Source organism: Mammaliicoccus sp. J-M40 (assembly GCF_022386395.1).
In the GTDB taxonomy this organism is placed as follows: domain Bacteria; phylum Bacillota; class Bacilli; order Staphylococcales; family Staphylococcaceae; genus Mammaliicoccus; species Mammaliicoccus lentus.
In genome coordinates, this window is sequence record NZ_JAJNIQ010000002.1 from 1 (window position 1) to 20,718 (window position 20,718).

The following is a 20,718-nucleotide window of genomic DNA, read 5'->3' on the forward strand; positions in this document are numbered from 1 at the left end:
TCACCTCTACAATATTTTCTTAGTCGATTACATTGTACTAAAGTGAGCTATATTTGGCTCTTTTTTTATTACACAATTATATGGACATATTTAAAATTTGGAGATGTAGAAAATGATATTGGACCAGTAGCAGTATTTTTAGCTAGTAGTGATTCTCAATACGTTACAGGACAAACAGTTATGGTAGACGGCGGCAGTATTAAATTATATTAAAAATATAGAGATAGAGGGGTAAATAATGGAAAACTTAATGACAAATAAAGTCGGAATTGTAACTGGTGCTGGAGATGGTATTGGTAGAGCAAGCGCGTTAGCCTTTGCGAAAGCTGGTGCTACTGTAATCGTTTCGGATATTTCTTTAGAGGGTGGAAATGAAACGGTTAGATTAATTAAAGAACAAGGTGGAACAGCTCAATTTATTAAATGTAATGTTGCTGAAGAAGAAGATGTTAAAAACTTAGTAAACGAAACTGTTGAACAATTTGGTCGATTAGATTGGGCATACAATAATGCTGGAATTGGTGCACCAACAGCTCCAGTAACAGAAATTAAAACAGAACAATGGCAGCGTGCGATAGATGTTACGTTGACTGGTACATTTTTATGTTTAAAATATGAAATACCTGCTATGCTTGAGTCTGGTGGAGGAGCTATCGTCAATACAGCTTCTACTGGAGGTTTAGTCGGTACACCTGGTTTATCACCATACATCTCAGCTAAACACGGTGTGAACGGATTAACTAAAAGTGCTGCTTTAGAATTTGGTAAGCAAAATATACGTATTAATTCAATTTGCCCAGGTATGACAAGAACTTCAGCAGTTGAAACTTGGAGTAAAAATGCTGAAGAACAAGCGAAAGCATTTGAAGCGGGTATTCCAATGGGACGCATGGGCGTAGCAAATGAACAAGCAAACGCGGCTGTCTGGTTATGTTCAGAACAATCTTCATTTATTACCGGTGTTAATCTTCCAGTAGACGGCGGAGAAACTGCAGAATAAATAATAATAAAAGGTGTTGTAGATGAAAAAACTTTATTTTACTACGTTAATAGCGTTATTGTTATTAGCTTCATGTAGTACTTCAGAAAGCAATGATAAGAGTGAACAAGAGAATCAAGATTCTAATAAAGAAGAAAAAGTAAGTAAGACAGATTCTAAAACTGAAGAAAAGTCAGAAGAAAAAGAAGAACCTAAACAACAAGAAAACGTTGTATATGGAGACCTTACTTTAAGTGATCGTAAAGAACAAGGTGCTTATTATGACGAAGCAACACAAACAAAATATATTTTAGGTGAAGGCAATATTATTATAAAAGTTATCAACAAATCAAATGATGACGTATCGCCAGAAGAATTTATGCAGAAAGATGCTAAAAAAGTCGATGAATTTTCTGATGGTGTTTATAAATACTATTCAAAATCTACTGATAAATATTATAAAGTGATTGAAAAGAAAAATCCTAACAAAAACATTTTGATTGTAACGAAATATGATTAATATTTAAATAAACAAGAGCCCAGGCTCTTGTTTTATATAGTAAAACTTTATGTCGTTAATTCATAACTTTCAGCAATTAAATCTTTAATTTCATTAATTGTATTTATCTCTTTCAAATTAATCGTAATCCAATTAGATTTATCCATGTGATAAGCACGATAAAATCCTTCTTTTTTTCTTAAAGGGCCTATAAACTCTTTTCTAACTTTAAGATTAATAACATCAATATGTTCATCAGTATTTAAACCGATTTTGTCAGAAGTAATATCCATAACTAGCCCGAACCATTTTTTATTATCTTTATGTCTCAAAGCAGCATAATTAGAATACTTTTCCCAAGGGTAATCTGGCTTTATATTATATTTATCCCTAACAAAATCAAAAATTTCTTCACGTGTTATCATCCAATCACCTTCTCCTTATATATCAGTTTACCCTAGAGGGATATTTGGTAATCGGTAAGCAATTAAAATATCTATTCAATTTAATTGATAATCATTATCATTTAAGGTATATTGAGTAGATAGATATAAATGAACAGGAGGATATATTAATGCAGATATATTGGACTAAAATAAATAAAATTATAGATGAAACATCTGAAATTAAGACTTATTTGCTGGATTGTCCAGAAGGGTTTACTTGGGAAGAAGGCGCGCATACGCACTTTGGTTTGAAAGGATTCAATGAAGGTGAAAAACCAAATAAGAGTTTGGTAAGACATATGTCCATATCCACTGTACCTAATGAGAATACAATCGGGATTACTACGAGAATACGAGAGCAATGCTCTGAGTTCAAACAAATTTTAAGAAATTTAGATGTTGGCCATGAAGTAGCGATTTTTAAAACGCATTCTAACGTTCCATTAAAGAGAGAAAATAAAAATGTCTACTTATTATCTTCAGGAGTAGGGTTAGCAACGTTTAGACCATTAGTACTAAAGTATTTAGAAGATAATGAAGGCGTTCATAAAATACATTCTATAAACGTTGATTCATCTTCAGAATTTTTATTCAATGATATATTTAATTCTGTTCCAGATAAAAAATTCACCTCAAAATTTGTGGATAGCAGACAAGCGTACTATGAAGAAGTGAATAGTATTAAACCAGAAGAGAATGACCTATTTTATATTGTAGGTAGTGATGAGTTCGTAGCTCAAAACATTAAAAACTTAATTGAATTAGGCGTTGATGCTTCACAAATTGTAATTGATAAGCATGAAAGACAACGTTTAGAGTTTTTAGCTGTATAAAAATATCAATAAATTAAAGATCTTCCGTTACAAATTTTAACGGAAGATTTTTTTATTAATAATAAAAAGTCTTTAACTATAAGTTTCATTAACCAATAAAATGATATAATTTATACAAGAATAAAATTGTTCGTTTTGGAGGTTATTTATAAATGAATGTAGAAAAGTTATCTAAAAAGTTCTTGTTTTATGGTGTTTCTATTATAGTTCTCTTCTTTATATGGGGCTTAATTAATATATTATTTCTTGAAGAATCTTTTTCTATTCCTGTAATAATTGGATGTGTAATTGGAATTATTTTAATAATAACCGGTAATGTCGTTAAACGTGTTAAATGACTATATAAATTTAATAATAAAAAGAGCCTTATATTTAAGGCTCTTTTTATTATTAATCTTTAAAAACTTACTTTACAGCATAACCTTGCTTGTTAAGGTAACTCAACATATTCGGTTGAATACTTCTTTCCAAGTGATCATCAATATGGTCACTCCAACCTTTAACTTTTTTAGCTGTAAAGGGCGCTCTTATTGGTCTGTTCTCATAATATTTCTTCATTTCTTGATCGTAATCTTCTATATCTTCTAAGCTAAATTCTTCATATTTATTATGATGCATTACAACTTCTTTTGGTAACCTAGGTTTCAACTGTGCTTTTTCTTCAGCAGGATAACCAATGCATAGACCAACTAATGGAATAACATACTTAGGAAGTTCGAGTAATTCTGATAGTTTTTCAATATTTAATCTTACTCCACCGATATAAACGCCACCTAATCCCATTGATTCAGCTGCAATCATAGCATTTTGAGCCATTAGACCAACATCTACAGCACCTATTTGTAAAAATTCTGTATAAGTTATATCAACATTTGGTGCAATTTGATGATTTCGATTGAAATCTGAAACAAATATCCAGAATTCAGAAGCTTCTTGAATATAACTTTGAGGGCCACTTAATTCCATTATAGCTTTTCTTGTATCCTCATCAGTGATTCTTATAATAGAAACAGCTTGAAGCAAACTAAACGATGACGCTTGATTAGCAGATTTGAAAATATGGTTTACTTGTTCATCAGTTAAAGGTTTATTTTTAAACTTTCGTACTGAACTGTGATTCTGTAATAAATTTATAGTTTCATTCATTATTAATCCCTCTCTTAATTTAATGCTTTATGATATATAGCATATTAAACCACTCAGTATTCATATGGAAGAAGGCAAAATAATAATACATAGTATTAAAAATCGTACCTTTGTGTAGTGATAGTGGTTAGAGAGTAGGGAAATTTTAAAGATTTTTAAAATGTATAAATTTTTTATGATTTCACTAGTCTAATTATTTAAGTCTTTGTCCAAATAATTAGATTTTACAAACCTTTCAACAAGATCCTTTAACAATTTATCATTATAATAGTCACGTAATAATAAGCTATGCTGTGATAAGCCTTCTAAAAATGAGTAAAACTCGTTAGTCGATTTATTGATATCTAAAGTTGCTTTGAAAATACCAGAGTCTACCATTAATTTAAAAACTTGTTTTATACCTTCGTAATTTTTTAATAAATTGTCGTGAGCGACTTTCCTCATATCTTCATTGGATAACGATTTATTTACTAGCGCTGTCCATGCTACAAATTCAATTTCTCTTTCTTTGTCTAAAGGTAACAGTTGTAATGCAAAATTTATAAATTCTTCAAAATCTATTTTATTTACAAATAAATTTTGTTTTTCCATTCTTTTTTGGCCATTTTCACTGATTATTTTAAAAATAAAAATTAATAAACTTTGTTGATTTCCAAAGAAATTTTGAATAGATCCTAATGACCATCCTGATTCATTAGATATTTTTCTAAAGCTTACAGTATCTAATCCATCCCTATATATAAGCTTTATTATTACATTACTAATTTCTTTTTTCTTTTGTTCAGATTTTTTATTAATTATTTTTCACCTCGATTAATATTATAAACTTATTGAATTTTTAATACAACTGTATTAAAGTTAGTGTGTACTTTTGAAGGAGGTAGTTTATGCAAAAGCATATAACGTACCTAGATAATATCAAATTATTTTTCGCATTGCTTGTTATCACTCATCATTCTTTAATGAGCTATGTATTATCTGGGGAGGTCAATGAGTCTATAAATGGGATTAGTTCTCTACTCGTTAGTTTTAACCAAGCATTTTTTATGGGTGGATTCTTTTTAATCTCAGGGTTATTTGTTGAAAACTCATATAATCGGAAGGGCAGTCAACTATTTTTAAAGCAGCGTTTTAAAAAATTAGTATTACCTATTATTTTTTATTTTATTATTCTTAGCCAAATTCAACCTATAAGTGAATATTTTATATTTAACAAAACATACGATATAAATGTATTTTTCAAGAGTATGAATATAGGTCCTTTATGGTTTATTGCCATGTTGTTTATATTTAATCTTGGATATGTATTAATTAAAAAATACACAAATTTTAAAATGCCAATATTAAAATTAAATATAATTTATTTTATTATTTTATATGCACTTGTTCTCTATGTTTGGAGAGTATTTATGCCATTAATTGGAGGGGAGCCGTTAATCAGTACAGTGATTTACGATTGGTTATTAAAATTCACACCAAGTATAGGGGATCTGCCACAATATTTAATTGCTTTCATGTTAGGAATTGTAGCATTTAAGTTTAATTTATTAGAAAAAATAAAAAATACTAAATGGAAATTAAGTATTTTTTATATCTTATTAAGTTTGCCAATATATTTAGCCGCAGTAATTATCGGTATATCTGACTTTTCATTTTCAGGTGGTTTATCATTAGCTTCTATATTGTATTCATTTTGGGAAGCTTTATTTGGTGTGAGCATCATGTTAGTTATTTTCAAGTTGTTCTATAAATATTTTAATAAAGAAAATGCTTTTATTAAAACACTGAGTAAATGCAGTTTTACTATGTACATTATTCATTTACCAATAATAGGTGTAATAGAAAATATTATTAAAAAGTATCATTTAATAGGTAGTTACTATGCCCTCAGTGCCATATTCGTCACTATTGTTATTACAATTTTAATTTCCTTATTAGTTTTATTAATCAAAAATTTAGCAGTAGAAAAATCACGTTTAAAATCAAGTATATAGGTGTACCCCAATCCATTTGATTGGGGTTATTTAGTTTTCTAAAAATCTTTTTTGAAATTCAATTATTTGTTCTTTTATTAAATCTAATGAATCAACCGTAGGATTTTCAATGATTTTAGACCAAGCTACGAGTATATTTCCGAATAGTGCACCTTTTAATACATCCGAGGAGTCTGACTCGCTTGAAGGAAATTGTGGTAGTATTTTTAATATTTTATATAGTATTTGAGATTGGAAATCTGGTTCTGTTTTAAGTCTCTTCATTGATTCCATATAATTCACTTTATCTTCGTGTGATGCATTATCTAATACATTAATTAATTTTTGCGTAATACTTTCCAATGTATAACTTCCATCTAAAAATTCATCTAAAGTGTTTTTTAATAAATCGTTATTGCTTAGAAACAAAATTTCGCTTTTCGATTCAAAATATCTAAAAAGTGTACGTCTTGAAACACCTGATTCTTTAGCAATTTTATCCATACTTGTTTTATCATATCCGTTTTCTTCGAATAATTTATCTGCAATTTCAAGTATTTGCTTTCTAGTATCTTCTTTCATTTAATTGTCCTCCAAAACTTTTAACAACATTATAGCATAATCTTTTTATTTTGACACTGAGTGCCAAATAAGTTATATTTTAATTAGTGGCACTGAGTGTCAATTAATAATAAAGGATGATGAAACATGAAAAAATTAAAAATATTAGTTTCTGGCGCTAGCATTGCAGGACTTACTTCAGCATATTGGCTAAATAAAAAAGGTTTTGAGGTAACAATCGTTGAAAAAGCATCAAAAATTAGAGGTGGAGGTTACCCTATAGATGTGAGAGGTAGTGCCATTAATATCGTTAAAATGATGGATATATATGATGAATTAAAAGCTCAAAATTTAAACAATATGAAATTTAAAATTCTTGATAATGACAATAGTATAATCTCGCAATTTACAGATGCTACTATGAAAGCAAACGAAGATATTGAAATACCAAGAGGTGATTTAACAACAGCTTTGTATAAATGTGTTGAAGAAAATGATATAAATCTCATTTTTAATGATTCTATTAAAACAATGAACCATTTAGATAATGGAGTTGAAATTGAATTAGAAAGTGGAAAGCAAGGCAGCTATGATTTAGTAGTTGGAGCAGATGGTATACATTCTAATACAAGAAAATTAACATTTGGCGAAGAAAGTCAATTCACAAATTATTTAGGACATTGTTTTACTGGATTTACAGTAGAGAACTATTTAGATATGTATAAAGAAGGTATGATTTATTCTGAACCAGGCAGAACAGCTATCATGTATGCTACTGAAAACAAAGAATCAGTACATGCGTTTTTAATCTTTAGTGATGAAGAAGAACCTTCTGTAAACCATAGAGATATAGAAGGTCACAAAAAATTAGTCAAAGATAAATTTAAAGACGTAGGTGGTATAGCTCCAAATCTTTTAGAAACATTAGAACAAACTGAAGATATATATTTTGATACGACAACTCAAATTATTATGGATCAATGGGCGGAAAATCGAGCAGTATTAGTTGGAGATGCAGCACATGCCCCATCCTTCTTAACAGGACAAGGTTCAAGTTTAGCAATGATAGGAGCATATATTTTAGCTGATGAATTAAAGAAGAACAATAGTATTAAAGATGCTTTTATTGCTTACGAAAAATATATGAAACCATTTGCAGAGATAAATCAAAATGCTGTAGAAAATGACGGTTCATCAATTTTATATCCTAAAAATGATGAAGAAATAGAAAAAAGAAATGCTATTTTAAAACAAATTGAAAATATAACAGAAGAAAACATGGGCTCTCAAGATCTTATTGATATAACGAGAGTAATAGATTATCCAAAATTAAATGACTAATATGTAAATTCCTAACTTTGCCCTATAAGCATTACTATTTATGTAAAACAGTTATTTGTAATAATACACTAAAACATTTACCATTAAAGTATGAAACTAATGCACATTATACAAAATGAGGTGTAGTTATGGTAAATATAAAAGATATGAGTATAGAACCGGTTGGATTAGGAACTTGGAAAATGGGCGACGATTCAAATATTCATCAAGAGGAGATTGATGCTATTCAATTCGCTATAAACCAAGGCGCAAATGTAATTGATACGGCTGAAATGTATGGCGATGGCGCATCAGAAGAGTTAATAGGTGAAGCAATACAATCTTATGATAGAGAAAAATTATATATTATCTCAAAAGTGCATCCTGAAAATGCATCGAGGGATAAAGTATTAACAAGTATAGATAACAGTTTAAAAAGACTACGTACAGATTATATTGATTTATATTTATTACATTGGAAAAGCCAGTATCCTTTAGAAGAAACAATTAGCGCATTTGAAGAAGCGAAAAATTTAGGAAAAATAAAAGAATGGGGCGTATCAAATTTTGATACGAGCGATATGAAACATTTACTTAGTTTACCTAATGGTCATGAATGTGTAGCTAATCAAGTTAGATATAATATAGGTGATCGAGGAATAGAATATGATTTAAAACCATTTATGAGAGAAAATAACATTGCCTTAATATCATATGCACCTATAGCTAGGGGAGATAAACTAGGTAAAAATTTAACTAAAAGTCCTGTTCTTCTAGAATTGTCTAGAAAATATGAAGTTGACGTATTTCAAATACTGTTAGCATGGAATATTAGAGATGGTCATACATTAGCTATACCTAAATCATCTAACAAACTTCATATTGAAAATAATATGGGAGCCAGTAATATTCATTTAACCGAAGAAGATATTCAAAAAATCGATTCAGAATTCCCGTCGCCAACAACTAAAGAACCATTAGCATTGTATTAATAAGGTACGAGTCCGAGACATAAATAGTTGTCTCGGACTCGTTATTTTTTTATTTTTAATACGGTGAATTATATCAGGTGTAATGTCCTTATTGTCACAACTCACAAAACGTGTCAACAAGGGTAGGCATATTGTCACAACTCGCAAAACGTGTCAACAAAGGTAGCTATATTGTCACAACTTGTAAAACGTGTCAACAAGGATAGCCATATTGTCACAACTCGCAAAACGTGTCAACAAGGATAGTCTTATTGTCATAACTTACGAAACGTGTCAACAAAGGTAGCCATATTTTCACAACTCATAAAACATGTCAACAAGGGTAGGCATATTGTCACAACTCGCAAAACGTGTCAATAAGGATAGTCTTATTGTCACAACTCATAAAACATGTCTTTAACAATAACATGTCGCTCTCCTTAATTACCTTTTTATTAATAACCTCAATTAAATTATTGAAAAACACTAAGTAATAATTGCTAAAAACTGTGGTGTTATCACTTTTTAATATTGCTATTATAGATAAGCTAGTAAATTAGAAACTTTTTACAAATAATGATTGTCCATAGTTAAGGACATAGATTGAAGTGTAAACGATTACAAATTAAGTATAATATTACATATCGGGGGTGATGATATGTTATTTAGTTCCAAGGAAGAACAAGTAATTAATTATTTGAACTTTTATGATTTTGTTGCTGCAAATGAAATATCCGATAAATTATTGGTGTCTTCTAAAACGATTTATAGACTTGTTAAAAAAATTAATGAAATTACCAAAGATCAATATGGAGAAAGGATGATAGAGTCAGAAACTGGTAAAGGATATAAAATTAATAAATTTTATATTGATAAAAATATTTACTCAATTGTAACAATTAAAGAAGAAAATTTTTTACTAGAGACAATGTTAACCTTACTTTTTCAACATCCCAAAAAGTTAAGGAAGAATCATATTTTTTGTGATAGTTATATGAGTGAAAGTACTGAAGAAAGGCGCATCAGAAGTATTATTGAATATTTAAATGAATTTAATATCGATGTCTACAACATGCATAATTTATTATATGTAAAAGGTGAAGAGATAGATATTAGAAGAGCAATAAATTCGATATTACTTACTATTAATAAAAATCAAGTGCTTGGGGATTTAGGATTAGATATAAATGCTTCTGATAAACATTTTCTAGATAAGCAAATATCTTTAATTGAAGAAAACTTAGAGGTAAATCTTTATTATCCATATGATGTCAGTATCTTCACACATTTATATATGCTCTTAAAGAGATATCGAGAAGGTAGAGTTAATCAGTTGGAAAATCAAGATGCATTGGATGAAGAAGAAAAAAATAAAATGAATCGAAATAAAGAAATAAAAACTATTGCAGATATTTTAACTCGAAATTTAAGTAAACACCTTTGCTATGATCTGCATGAACTAGAATCATTTTTTATATTTCAAAATTTGTATTCTTTAAATATTGAAAAAAAAGAGTACATAAAAAAAGACAAGCTTAACGCGAATAAGATAACAATAGAATTTGTATCTCGGTTTTTTGATATCAATGAAGAAGAAGTAAATGAAAATGAAAAATTATATCAAGACTTATATAATCATATCTTACCTATGATAGGAAGAATAAGAATGGGAATTAAACTTGAGAACAATATGTTAAAAGAATTGATCTTAGAATATAAAGAAACATTTTTAAAAGTGTTAGAAATTTCTAATGAAATTAATAAAAATTTAAATGAATATGGAGATATAGATGAAGCAGAAGTGGGGTATATTTCTTTATATTTTGAAAAATACAAATTAGAAAAGGAACATAGAAAAAAAGTGTTACTTGTATGTTCAACTGGTATCGGTACTTCAGAATTACTACAAATTAGGCTAAAAAACAGTTTCCCTAATTTGAAAATCGTTTCTACTATGAGTCATAGACAAATGCAAAAAAATAGTGAATTTATTGATGAAGAAGTGGATATTATTTTTTCTACGATAAGAGTAGAAAATAAGCATTTTGAAAAACCAGTTATTTGTATTAGCCCTGTACTTTCTGATAAAGACATAGATCTGATTGATTATTCATTAAAGGAGCTGAACTAAATGGAAGATACCATTAATTTAAAAAAAATTATAAATAAAGACTTAATGATTATAAATAGTCAAGCAACTGATAAAGATACAATTTTAAAAGAACTTTGTTTATTGCTACAAGAAAAACAATATATTAACGATTATCAATCGTTTCTAAATGATATTTATTTGAGAGAAAAAGAAGGCGTAACAGGTATAGGAGATGGTATTGCCATTCCTCATGGCAAGTCTATATCCGTAGATGAAACAACTGTAGCCATAGCAGTTCTTAAAAATGAAATTGAATGGGAGACTTTAGATGACCAAGACGTTAAAGTAGTCATTTTATTTGCTGTAAAAGATACAGACGCAACCACAACACACATAGTCTTGTTACAAAAGGTAGCTACATTATTGGCAAGGGAAACATTTATAAAACAGTTAAAAAACATTGAAAATAAAGAAGAGTTATACGATTTAATCATTAATTCATAAGGAGAGATTTATATGTTAATCAGTGGAAAAGAAATTTTAAAGGTAGCAAATGAAAATAAATTCGCAGTTCCAGCTTTTAATGCAGGTTCAGGACAATTACTTGATGCAGTTATGCAGGCATGTGAAGAAACAAAATCACCTGTAATGATTGCTATTCATCCAGATGAATTAAAATTTTTAACAGATAGCTTTGTAGCACAAGTGAAGTATTTTGCAAACAACAGCAATGTTCCAGTCTGTATACATTTAGATCATGGTGCAAGTTATGAACAAGTTATACATGCGATTCAACTTGGTTTTACTTCAGTAATGATTGACGCCTCTCATTTATCGTTTGAAGAAAATATAGAAGTTACTAAAAAAGTAGTTAGTATCGCGCATCCAGTCGGTGTATCGGTTGAAGCGGAATTAGGAACGATTGGTGACACTGGTAATACTGTAGAAGGGGGCGTCTCTGAAGTTATATATACAGATCCTTCTACCGCTCAAGAGTTTTTAGAAAGAACGGGAGTGGATAGTTTAGCAATTGCTATAGGAACTGCTCACGGTATATATCCCAAAAATATGAAGCCCGAATTAAAACTAGATATATTGAAAAAAACCAGTGATTTGACAGATATTCCATTAGTACTACATGGAGGATCTAGTAATCCTGATAATGAAATACAAGAAGCAGTCAAATTAGGTATAAATAAAATCAATATATCAAGTGATATCAAAATTGCATTCACAAATAAGTTGCGTGAAGTACTTGAAGGGGAAGATAACGAAGCAAGAGAACCAAATGTTTTATTTCCTTCTTGTATAGAAGAAACTAAGAAAATAGCTGTAGAAAAAATAAATTTATTCAATTCAGTTGATAAAGCTAATTTATATTAAGGAGTGAAAAATTATGAATATTGTAGGTATTGCGGCATGTACAGCTGGAATTGCACACACTTATATAGCGAAAGAGAAATTGACCAATGTAGCTGAAGATAGAGGGCATGTGATTAGTTTAGAAACTCAAGGTTTATCGGGGACACAAGATGAATTAGAACAAAAAGATATAGATAATGCAGATGTAGTATTAATAGCAGCAGATATTAAAATAGGTGGCCGCGAAAGATTTGAAGGGAAAAAAGTAGTTGAAGTACCCACAAGTTTAGTTGTTAAATCTCCGACAAAATTAGTTGAAAAATTAGAAGAATTGACGATTTAAATCAATAGAGGGGTTTGATAATTTATGATACTCAAAGAAATAGGGTTTAAACAACATTTGATGACTGCAATATCTTTCTTTTTACCAATTATTGTGGCATCTGGTTTTTTATTAGCTATAGGTAATTTAACTGGTGGTGAAGAAATTGAGAACTTTAAAAATGGATTTAAGTTCTCTGATGCAATGACAACCATGGGTGGATCTGGTTTGAGTTTATTGCCTATGATTGTTTCTACTGCAATAGCATATTCAATAGCCGATAAGCCGGGGATTGCTCCTGGATTAATTGTTGGAATGGTTGCATCAGGTATAGAAGCAGGATTTTTAGGAGGGATTGTTAGTGGCTATATTGCGGGTGTTGTAGTAATACTTTTAACAACTTATATTAAAGTTCCAAATTGGATGGAAGGTTTAATGCCGACCCTTGTATTCCCATTCCTTAGTACCTTCATAGCTGGTGTCATCATGTATTATGTTGTTGGAACACCAATTACTTGGTTTACAGAGCTGATTACTACGTATCTTGGTAATTTGAATACATCATCATTATTCTTATATGGAGCTGTTATAGGTGTATTATCATCCATAGATTACGGGGGTCCTATAAATAAAGTTGTATTTGCTTTTGTATTCGCTTTATTTTCGGAAGGTATTTATGAACCTGTAACAGTACTAATACTCGCTTCAATGGTTACTCCGTTTGGTTTAACTATTGCATACTTTTTAGGAAAGTTAGTGAAGAAAAATATTTTCAACAAACAAGAAATTACTACTTTAAAAACAGCGTTTCCTATGGGGATTTGTCAAATAACAGAAGGTTGTTTCCCGATTGTACTTAATGATTTAGGTAGAAATATTATCGCAACTGGGATTGGTGGAGCAATAGGTGGTGGATTAAGCATGTTATGGGGAGCAGATAGTCATATTCCAGCATCAGGAATGTTTGCGCTACCTACTATGACAAAACCTTTAAGTTTTATATTCGCTTTACTAATTGGATCATTGGCAACAGCAATCACAATTTTAATCTTAAAAAAACGTGTTGATGTAAATGAAGAAATCGTAATTAAGGAAAAGAAAGAAGAAGAAGACGTTTCATGGGATGATCTTAAAATTTCATAAAAGGTGATAATAATGAATCAAGAATATGAAAAGCAAGTGAGATATCAATTTGAAAATTCGAATATAGTATTTACTGAAAAAGAAATTAAAAATATTGAATTTGCAGATTTTGGACTAAATAATATTGAAATTGAAGGATTAAATTTAATTGTTTATATTAATGAAAATGGTTATTGTGCAAAAGAAATGGTCTTATTACCTCATCAGACTTGTCCTGAACATATTCATCCAAAACTTGTCAATGAACCTGGAAAAATCGAAACATTTAGGTGTAGAAAAGGGAAAGTATTTTTATATGTTGAAGGAGAAAGCAATCCTAATCATATTAAAGCCACTATCCCGCAAGGTAAAGAAGATTTTTATACAGTTTTTCATGAAATCCAACTTCATCCAGGAGAACAATATACTATACCTTCTAATACGAAACATTGGTTTCAATCAGGTTCAAAAGGTGCAGTTATTTCCGAGTTTTCTACAACTAGTAGAGATGAATTAGATATATTTACAGATACAAATGTAGTTAGATAATAAGAGTATATATTTAATAAAAGTAAGAAACGACTAATCCAACTCGGATTAGTCGTTTCTTCTTATCATTCTTGTAATTTTTTCGCGATGTTTTGTATTTCTTGTATTTGTTTGATTGTTGATTTGATACCGCCTGATGAGAAGTACCATGATTTTGCGTCTAGATTGATAATATTGTCGTCTTTAACTGCGGGGACATTTTTTAATACATCGTTTGATAACACTTTCTCGCTCGTTCCTTTACCGTCAGTGGCTTCATCTCTATCCATTGCAAATATAACTTCTGGTTTTTTAGATGAGACGTATTCGAAGCTAACGGGTTGTCCGTGTGGGTTTGGTTTTATATCTTTATCTGCTGGTTTAAATCCTAGTTGATCGTATAATAAACCGCCGAATCTTCCGCCTGGTCCGTATGTAGATAATTCTCCTTGGCTTACAAGTAATAACATAATGGAATCATCGACTTTTTTTGCTTGGTTTTTAGCCTTAGTTTCTTCATTGGTTAATTGATTTGTTAATTCTGTTGCTTTATCTTCTTTATCTAAGATTTTACCTAATTTTTTCGTGTTGTCATTGACTGATTTTACTACATTATTGTCGTCTGATCCTATGTAAACTAAGGCTGCGTCAGGTGCGGCTTTTTTAAATTCTTTTAAAGTTTCGCTACTTGCTGTTCTGTTAGAAAATATAATTAAATCTGGGTCGATTTCAGCGATTTTTTCAAAATTTGGTTTTCCTAATTCTCCAACATTTTTATATTTATCATCTGTGAAGTTTTTAAGTTCTTCAGGTAACATCGAAGTGCTTGAACCTATTGAGATACCGGCGACACTGTTTTCTTTACCAAGTGATTTAATAATATCTGCAGCTCCATAATCAAATGTTACGATTTTTTGTGGATTTTTGGGCACGGTTACTTCTTCTTCTTTATTCTCTGCATCTCGGCCATCTTTATATTTACCGCGTAGTTCATACTTTTGTTTTATTTTAACAGTTTCTTTTTTATCATTACTTTGAGCTTTATTTTCATTACTTTGACTACATGCAGCTAATACTAAACAAAGTGCTAGAAATATGATTAATTTTTTCATTTTATTCTCCTATTTTAGTATGTCTTGTGAAGGGATTACTTTAAATAATCCAGTTGATTCAATAATGAATTCTAAAAATCTAACGTGGCTCATACCTGTAAATACTATAGTTCTTTCGTGATTTAATGCTGCTTTGATAATGTTTGTCGCCATGATGTGATTTCTTTCAGACCATTCTAATGCAAAAGCTATTCCTGGACTATCTGCTAATGAACGAATGGCAAATACTTGCTCTAAAGGTATAGGTCCTTCTTTGTGTTCTGTTAATTTTTCATATAATATAGTGGGTTGATTTTTGGAAAGTTGGTGTTTATTTTTTGCATTATTCATATATTGATATAGTTTTTCGTCTGCATTTTCTAAATATTCGTCAGCAAAACTTACGCGAATTTTACGTGTTTGCATTTGATTAAAATCTATTGGCAACACTTCAGATAAGCCTAATTGATGTGCTAAAGGCATAGCTATGAAATGATGCTCGTTTAATAGGTGAGGAAGTTGTTGATTAATTATTTGTTTAAATTCTTTCTTTAAGCGAAGTGACTCTCTTGTATCCCATTCAATCGTGATGAGGTCGGGTGAATATTGTGCAATTTTCTTTATAATAATCGAAGATTCTTCTATGTATTTCTCGTATGATTCTTTAAAAGTATCAGAACCTTGGTCGAGTCTAATGTGAGGTGTACCAACAATACATATTTCTTTTAAAGTCAATATAGTACCTCCTTAATTGATAATTGTTCTCAATTATACAGTATAGTTTATTTTTTTACAATATTACGTCTTTTAATTAATTGCCATATGAAAATGCTATAATTGTTATTGAATTATTTTTTACTTATGGAGGAGTTGGCGAAATGTTCTTAGCATGGAACGAAATGCGTCGAAATAAATTGAAATTCGGTTTAATTATTGGCGTACTAATTATGATTAGTTATTTACTGTTTTTATTGTCAGGTTTGGCAAACGGTTTAATGAATATGAATAGAGAAGGTATTGATATTTGGAAAGCAAATGCAATTGTATTGAATAAAGATGCTAACCAAACAATTGCTCAATCTTCTATTGATACAGATAAAGTTGATGGTAAATTTGAGAATAGCGAAGGCTTGAAACAAACTGCTGTCATTACATCAAACGGTGATAGAAAAGAAAATGCTACGGTGTTTGGTATAGATTCTAAAGGTTTCCTCATGCCTAAATTAGAAAAAGGGAAGTTATTTAAAAAAGATAATGAAGTTGTAGCAGATCATACTTTAAAAACGAAAGGCTTTAAAATTGGTGATGAACTTACGTTATCTAATAGTGATGAAAAACTTGAAATAGTAGGATTCTCTGAAAGTGCAAAATTTAATGCTTCGCCTGTATTATTTACAAATAATGGTACGATTGAAAAGCTTAACCCAATGCTTAAAGGTGATAATATTAATGCACTTGTTGTTAAAGATAAAAATTGGAAAGACGTTAAATTAAATAATGATTTAGAAGTAAATGAAATTGAATCATTTATTACGAAATTACCAGGTTATAAAGAACAAAATCTAACACTAACATTTATGATTGTATTCTTATTTGCAATTTCAGCAATGGTAATTGGTATTTTCTTATACATTATTACATTACAAAAGAAAAACTTATTTGGTGTGTTAAAAGCACAAGGTATTACAAATGGTTTCTTAGCACGTTCAGTGATGAGTCAAACTATCATTATCGCACTAATCGGTACAATAATTGGTTTTGGTTTAACAGTGCTAACAGGAACATTTCTACCTGAGATAGTCCCGATTAAATTTGATTATTTAACGATGCTTCTATATGCAATTGTATTAATAATCGTAGCAATTTTAGGTAGCTTATTCTCAGTATTAAGCATTAGAAAAGTAGAACCATTAAAAGTTATAGGATAGGAGGGACTTAGATGTTATCATTTGAAAATGTTACGAAATCATTTAAAGACGGTAATGATACTATTGAAGCAGTAAAATCAACAAACTTCAGTTTAGAAAAAGGTGAACTCGTTGCAATAATCGGTCCTTCTGGGTCAGGTAAAAGTACATTGTTAACGATGGCAGGTGCGCTACAATTACCTACTGAAGGAAAAGTTTTATTAAACGGGAAAGAAATTAATCATTTTAATGAAAAAGCTTTATCAAAATTAAGATTAAGAGAAATAGGTTTCATCTTACAGACGAGTAATTTAATACCGTTTTTAACTGTAAACCAGCAATTTGAGCTTTTGAAAAAAGTGAAAAAAGATGTCATGTCAAAAGATGAACTAGATCGCTTATTAAAACAATTAGGTTTAAATAAAATTTTAAATCAATTACCGAGCGAAATATCAGGTGGACAGAAACAAAGAGTAGCGATTGCTAAAGCATTATATACTAAACCATCCGTTATACTAGCAGATGAACCAACAGCATCTTTAGATACTGAAAATGCGATTGAAGTAATGGAAATTTTAAGAAAAGAAACTAAAGAATTAAATAAATTAGGTATTATCGTGACACATGACCAACGACTTACAAAATATTGTGATAAAGTATTTGAAATGGTAGATGGTCAACTAACAGAACGAACTTAAAATTTAATAATGAAATAATAAAGGAGCGGGAGAGAAATCCCTAGCTCAAAATGATTCTCCTAATCCGTTAGATTTTTATTAACGGATTAGGAGAATTTATTTATATGGGAGTAGGACAGAAATATCATTTTGTTTAAAAATTCCTAGTGCCACCCCAGTGAGCTTCATTCTAACGTGCTTGTTTAGAAATTCTTGCTCGTTAGAAAATGTAGCGTGCAAGACTAAAATAACTAGCCCGTTAGAGGGAGTTTAGCATATGTAATCAGGCTAAAATTACATTAAAATCATGAAAAATATTGGGCTAACGTGCTTGTTTAGAAACTCTTGCCCGTTAGAAAATGTAACGTGCAAGACTGAAATAACTAGCCCGTTAGAGACGCAACTCCCTACAATTGTTATGTCTCAGACGCTTATTTTATTATACTAATTATTAGTTTCATGATTTCGAATATATAAAGTTATAAGAAATTTGGGAGGATTACTATGGAAAAGACGTTTAAACATAATGCTTATGGTTTTAAATTTAAAGGAGACTATCAAAATAAAATAGCTGGATTGAACTCTGTTGGATATGAGCTACGTAAAGAACATGACTATCATTGGCATGGTTTACATAGAGGAGAGAAAGATGTCTATATTTTTCAATATACTTTAAAAGGTGAAGGTGCTTTAAGTATAAATGGACGCACACATAGTATAAAACCGGGTGAAGCTTTCTTTGTTCGTGTGCCGAGTGATCATAGATATTATTTACCTAAACATTCAAGCGAATGGGAATTTCTTTATTTCACAACTTATGGTAAAGAGGTCGAAAAGTTATCACAGCATATTTTTGATAATTATGGACACGTATTTAAGTTATCCATTCACTCAGCTCCTATACAATATATATTAGAAACAATTGAAAAAGTTGAAACACTAGGTATTAATCATGGGTATGAAGCTTCTGCAAGTGCTTATACGTTTATGATGAAATACATAGAGTACTTAGAATATGGTCAGCAGCAACCTAACAACTATCCTCTTTCTATAGCTAAGGCTATTCAATTTATTGAAAAGAATTATAAAGATGATATTTCTTTGGACGATATTGTAGAAGTTACTGATTTATCAAAATATCATTTTACAAGAGAGTTTAAAAAGTACATGAATGATACACCTATTAACTACCTAGCAAAAATAAGAATTAATAAAGCGCTTACGTACTTATCCATGAATGAAAAAAACATAGAATGGATAGCTCGTGAGGTTGGATTTAGCTCGAGTAATTACTTTAGTAAAGTGTTTAAAAAGGTAACTGGCGTATCTCCTAATAGTTATAGAAGAGAAACAACAGTGATGGCGGTAAATAAAATATTCTCAGACTAAAACAGCAATATATTACTCTTTTTGAAAATATTTACGATTGAATATAGTTCAATTTACAACTAATCTAGATATAAGCTATAGCGGTTACAAAATAATTTTCATAAACTTGATTATTATTTTTTAATTAAAAATATATTAGTTTTATAAAACATTTTAGTGAATGAACTATTGCTAGGAGGAGTAAATATAATGAGTAAGATAACATTTTTAGGCGCAGGCAGCACGGTTTTCGCAAAAAACATATTAGGTGACTGTATGACTGTAGATGCGTTACAAGATTTTGAATTTGCATTATATGATATAGACGAAGAAAGATTAAACGATTCAGAAATGATGTTAAACAACTTGAAAAATGGTATGAATTCTACTGTCACAGTAAAATCATATAAAAATCGTAAAGAAGCATTAAGAGGAGCAAAATATGTTATTAATGCAATACAAGTAGGTGGTTATGATCCAGCTACAATTACTGACTTCGAAGTACCTAAAAAGTATGGTCTAAGACAAACAATTGCAGATACTTTAGGTATTGGAGGTATTTTCCGTAATTTAAGAACAATACCTGTTATGCAAGAATTCGCAAAAGACATGAAAGAAGTTTGTCCAGATGCTTGGTTCTTAAACTACACGAATCCTATGGCGGTTTTAACAAACATCATGTTAAAAGAAGGCATCAAAACTATTGGACTTTGTCATAGTGTGCAAGTTTGTGCAAGTGAATTACTAGAAGCATTAGAACTACCAACTGATCGCATTCAAGCAAAAATTGCAGGTATTAACCACATGGCATGGTTACTTGAAATAACACGTGATGGCGAAGATTTATATCCAGAAATCAAAAAACGTGCTAAAGAAAAGCAAAAAACAACACATGACGACATGGTTCGTTTTGAATTAATGGATAAGTTTGGATATTACGTCACAGAATCATCTGAACATAATGCTGAATACCATCCATATTTCATTAAGAGTCAATACCCTGAATTAATTGAAAAATTCAATATACCATTGGATGAATATCCAAGACGTTGTGTAAATCAAATTGAAGATTGGCAACATATGCGTGACGATATTGTAAACAATCAAAATTTAACGCATGAACGTTCACACGAATATGGTTCTTATATCGTCGAAGCGATGGAAACAAATAAACCTTATAAAATTGGTGGTAACGTATTAAATACAGGTGGCTTGATTAGTAACTTACCAGAAAATACAGTAGTTGAAGTTCCTTGTTTAGTAGATGCTAGCGGAATTGCGCCTACTTACGTTGGTGAATTACCAGAACAATTGGCTGCACTGAATAGAACGAATATTAATACACAGTTGCTAACAATTGAAGCGGCATTAACACAAAAGAAAAAAAAAATTTATCAAGCAGCTATGTTAGATCCGCATACAGCTTCTGAATTGTCTATGGATGATATTATTTCACTTTGTGACGATTTAATTGAAGCACATGGCGACTGGTTACCAACTTACGAATAATAGTGAAATCAA

General features: G+C 30.1%; 24 protein-coding genes. 18 read left to right on the forward strand and 6 right to left on the reverse strand.

The window, feature by feature from the left end:
* From LQ688_RS02570 to LQ688_RS02580, 3 genes are all read left to right on the forward strand, one after another.
* Positions 1-213 (forward strand): SDR family oxidoreductase (locus tag LQ688_RS02570; protein WP_239752593.1); only part of this gene is annotated, 213 nt, incomplete at its 5' end.
* 25 nt (positions 214-238) lie between these two features.
* On the forward strand, positions 239-1,000 hold the full coding sequence (locus LQ688_RS02575) for an SDR family NAD(P)-dependent oxidoreductase (protein WP_239752595.1): 762 nt from the start codon (positions 239-241) through the stop codon (positions 998-1,000).
* A 22-nt stretch (positions 1,001-1,022) separates the two neighbouring features.
* A complete protein-coding gene (locus LQ688_RS02580) occupies positions 1,023-1,499 on the forward strand; it encodes a hypothetical protein (protein ID WP_239724285.1) in 477 nt (158 codons plus the stop codon).
* 47 nt (positions 1,500-1,546) lie between these two features.
* On the opposite strand, the gene LQ688_RS02585 is transcribed toward LQ688_RS02580, so the two are convergent.
* Complete coding sequence (locus LQ688_RS02585; protein ID WP_017000006.1) at positions 1,547-1,903, reverse strand: MmcQ/YjbR family DNA-binding protein; 357 nt, start codon at positions 1,901-1,903, stop codon at positions 1,547-1,549.
* Positions 1,904-2,052: 149 nt separating this feature from the next.
* On the opposite strand from LQ688_RS02585, the gene LQ688_RS02590 reads away from it, so the two are divergent.
* Together LQ688_RS02590 and LQ688_RS02595 are read left to right on the forward strand one after the other, a co-directional pair.
* The gene (locus tag LQ688_RS02590; protein WP_016999015.1) at positions 2,053-2,757 is read left to right on the forward strand and encodes a hypothetical protein; all 705 of its coding nucleotides are present in this window, start codon (positions 2,053-2,055) and stop codon (positions 2,755-2,757) included.
* Positions 2,758-2,909: 152 nt separating this feature from the next.
* Positions 2,910-3,095, forward strand: a complete 186-nt coding sequence (locus LQ688_RS02595) for a hypothetical protein (RefSeq protein WP_016999014.1) — start codon at positions 2,910-2,912, stop codon at positions 3,093-3,095.
* Between the two features lie 67 nt (positions 3,096-3,162).
* Here LQ688_RS02595 and nfsA read toward each other — a convergent pair whose 3' ends face one another.
* On the reverse strand, positions 3,163-3,903 hold the full coding sequence (gene nfsA / locus LQ688_RS02600; protein ID WP_070045446.1) for an oxygen-insensitive NADPH nitroreductase: 741 nt from the start codon (positions 3,901-3,903) through the stop codon (positions 3,163-3,165).
* A gap of 189 nt (positions 3,904-4,092) precedes the next feature.
* Positions 4,093-4,494: a TetR family transcriptional regulator C-terminal domain-containing protein gene (locus tag LQ688_RS02605; protein ID WP_016999012.1), complete on the reverse strand. Its 402-nt coding sequence runs from the start codon at positions 4,492-4,494 to the stop codon at positions 4,093-4,095.
* Between the two features lie 296 nt (positions 4,495-4,790).
* Between LQ688_RS02605 and LQ688_RS02610 the strand changes: the two genes are divergently transcribed.
* Complete coding sequence (locus LQ688_RS02610; RefSeq protein ID WP_239747511.1) at positions 4,791-5,897, forward strand: acyltransferase family protein; 1,107 nt, start codon at positions 4,791-4,793, stop codon at positions 5,895-5,897.
* A 30-nt stretch (positions 5,898-5,927) separates the two neighbouring features.
* Here LQ688_RS02610 and LQ688_RS02615 read toward each other — a convergent pair whose 3' ends face one another.
* A complete protein-coding gene (locus LQ688_RS02615; protein ID WP_017001087.1) occupies positions 5,928-6,458 on the reverse strand; it encodes a TetR/AcrR family transcriptional regulator in 531 nt (176 codons plus the stop codon).
* A gap of 126 nt (positions 6,459-6,584) precedes the next feature.
* Between LQ688_RS02615 and LQ688_RS02620 the strand changes: the two genes are divergently transcribed.
* The 8 genes from LQ688_RS02620 (at position 6,585) to LQ688_RS02655 (ending at position 14,175) form a co-directional block, all read left to right on the forward strand.
* Positions 6,585-7,778, forward strand: a complete 1,194-nt coding sequence (locus LQ688_RS02620) for an FAD-dependent monooxygenase (protein ID WP_239752596.1) — start codon at positions 6,585-6,587, stop codon at positions 7,776-7,778.
* A gap of 128 nt (positions 7,779-7,906) precedes the next feature.
* Positions 7,907-8,749 (forward strand): aldo/keto reductase, encoded by an 843-nt coding sequence (locus LQ688_RS02625; RefSeq protein ID WP_239724287.1) that lies wholly within the window; start codon positions 7,907-7,909, stop codon positions 8,747-8,749.
* Positions 8,750-9,386: 637 nt separating this feature from the next.
* A complete protein-coding gene (locus LQ688_RS02630; RefSeq protein ID WP_239724288.1) occupies positions 9,387-10,859 on the forward strand; it encodes a BglG family transcription antiterminator in 1,473 nt (490 codons plus the stop codon).
* Positions 10,860-11,324, forward strand: a complete 465-nt coding sequence (locus LQ688_RS02635; RefSeq protein ID WP_239724290.1) for a PTS sugar transporter subunit IIA — start codon at positions 10,860-10,862, stop codon at positions 11,322-11,324.
* Between the two features lie 12 nt (positions 11,325-11,336).
* Positions 11,337-12,203, forward strand: a complete 867-nt coding sequence (locus LQ688_RS02640) for a ketose-bisphosphate aldolase (RefSeq protein ID WP_016998469.1) — start codon at positions 11,337-11,339, stop codon at positions 12,201-12,203.
* Between the two features lie 13 nt (positions 12,204-12,216).
* Positions 12,217-12,525: a PTS fructose transporter subunit IIB gene (locus tag LQ688_RS02645; protein WP_016998468.1), complete on the forward strand. Its 309-nt coding sequence runs from the start codon at positions 12,217-12,219 to the stop codon at positions 12,523-12,525.
* Positions 12,526-12,549: 24 nt separating this feature from the next.
* Positions 12,550-13,647 (forward strand): PTS fructose transporter subunit IIC, encoded by a 1,098-nt coding sequence (locus LQ688_RS02650; RefSeq protein WP_239752597.1) that lies wholly within the window; start codon positions 12,550-12,552, stop codon positions 13,645-13,647.
* Positions 13,648-13,659: 12 nt separating this feature from the next.
* Entirely contained in the window at positions 13,660-14,175 is a 516-nt protein-coding gene (locus LQ688_RS02655; protein ID WP_239752598.1) for a D-lyxose/D-mannose family sugar isomerase, read from the forward strand.
* 65 nt (positions 14,176-14,240) lie between these two features.
* Here the strand turns inward: LQ688_RS02655 and LQ688_RS02660 are convergent, their stop codons facing one another.
* Positions 14,241-15,266 carry a siderophore ABC transporter substrate-binding protein gene (locus LQ688_RS02660; RefSeq protein WP_016998465.1) on the reverse strand — a complete coding sequence of 342 codons (1,026 nt, stop codon included), beginning with the start codon at positions 15,264-15,266 and terminating at the stop codon, positions 14,241-14,243.
* A 9-nt stretch (positions 15,267-15,275) separates the two neighbouring features.
* On the reverse strand, positions 15,276-15,980 hold the full coding sequence (locus LQ688_RS02665) for a DUF5694 domain-containing protein (protein ID WP_239752599.1): 705 nt from the start codon (positions 15,978-15,980) through the stop codon (positions 15,276-15,278).
* A gap of 143 nt (positions 15,981-16,123) precedes the next feature.
* On the opposite strand from LQ688_RS02665, the gene LQ688_RS02670 reads away from it, so the two are divergent.
* The 4 genes from LQ688_RS02670 to melA all read left to right on the forward strand — a co-directional run bounded on the left by LQ688_RS02670 (position 16,124) and on the right by melA (position 20,706).
* Positions 16,124-17,173 carry an ABC transporter permease gene (locus tag LQ688_RS02670; RefSeq protein WP_239752601.1) on the forward strand — a complete coding sequence of 350 codons (1,050 nt, stop codon included), beginning with the start codon at positions 16,124-16,126 and terminating at the stop codon, positions 17,171-17,173.
* 11 nt (positions 17,174-17,184) lie between these two features.
* Positions 17,185-17,850, forward strand: a complete 666-nt coding sequence (locus LQ688_RS02675) for an ABC transporter ATP-binding protein (RefSeq protein ID WP_064204788.1) — start codon at positions 17,185-17,187, stop codon at positions 17,848-17,850.
* A 483-nt stretch (positions 17,851-18,333) separates the two neighbouring features.
* The gene (locus tag LQ688_RS02680; protein ID WP_135032528.1) at positions 18,334-19,218 is read left to right on the forward strand and encodes an AraC family transcriptional regulator; all 885 of its coding nucleotides are present in this window, start codon (positions 18,334-18,336) and stop codon (positions 19,216-19,218) included.
* A gap of 189 nt (positions 19,219-19,407) precedes the next feature.
* The gene (melA, locus tag LQ688_RS02685) at positions 19,408-20,706 is read left to right on the forward strand and encodes an alpha-glucosidase/alpha-galactosidase (RefSeq protein ID WP_239752602.1); all 1,299 of its coding nucleotides are present in this window, start codon (positions 19,408-19,410) and stop codon (positions 20,704-20,706) included.
* Positions 20,707-20,718 lie beyond the last annotated feature (12 nt).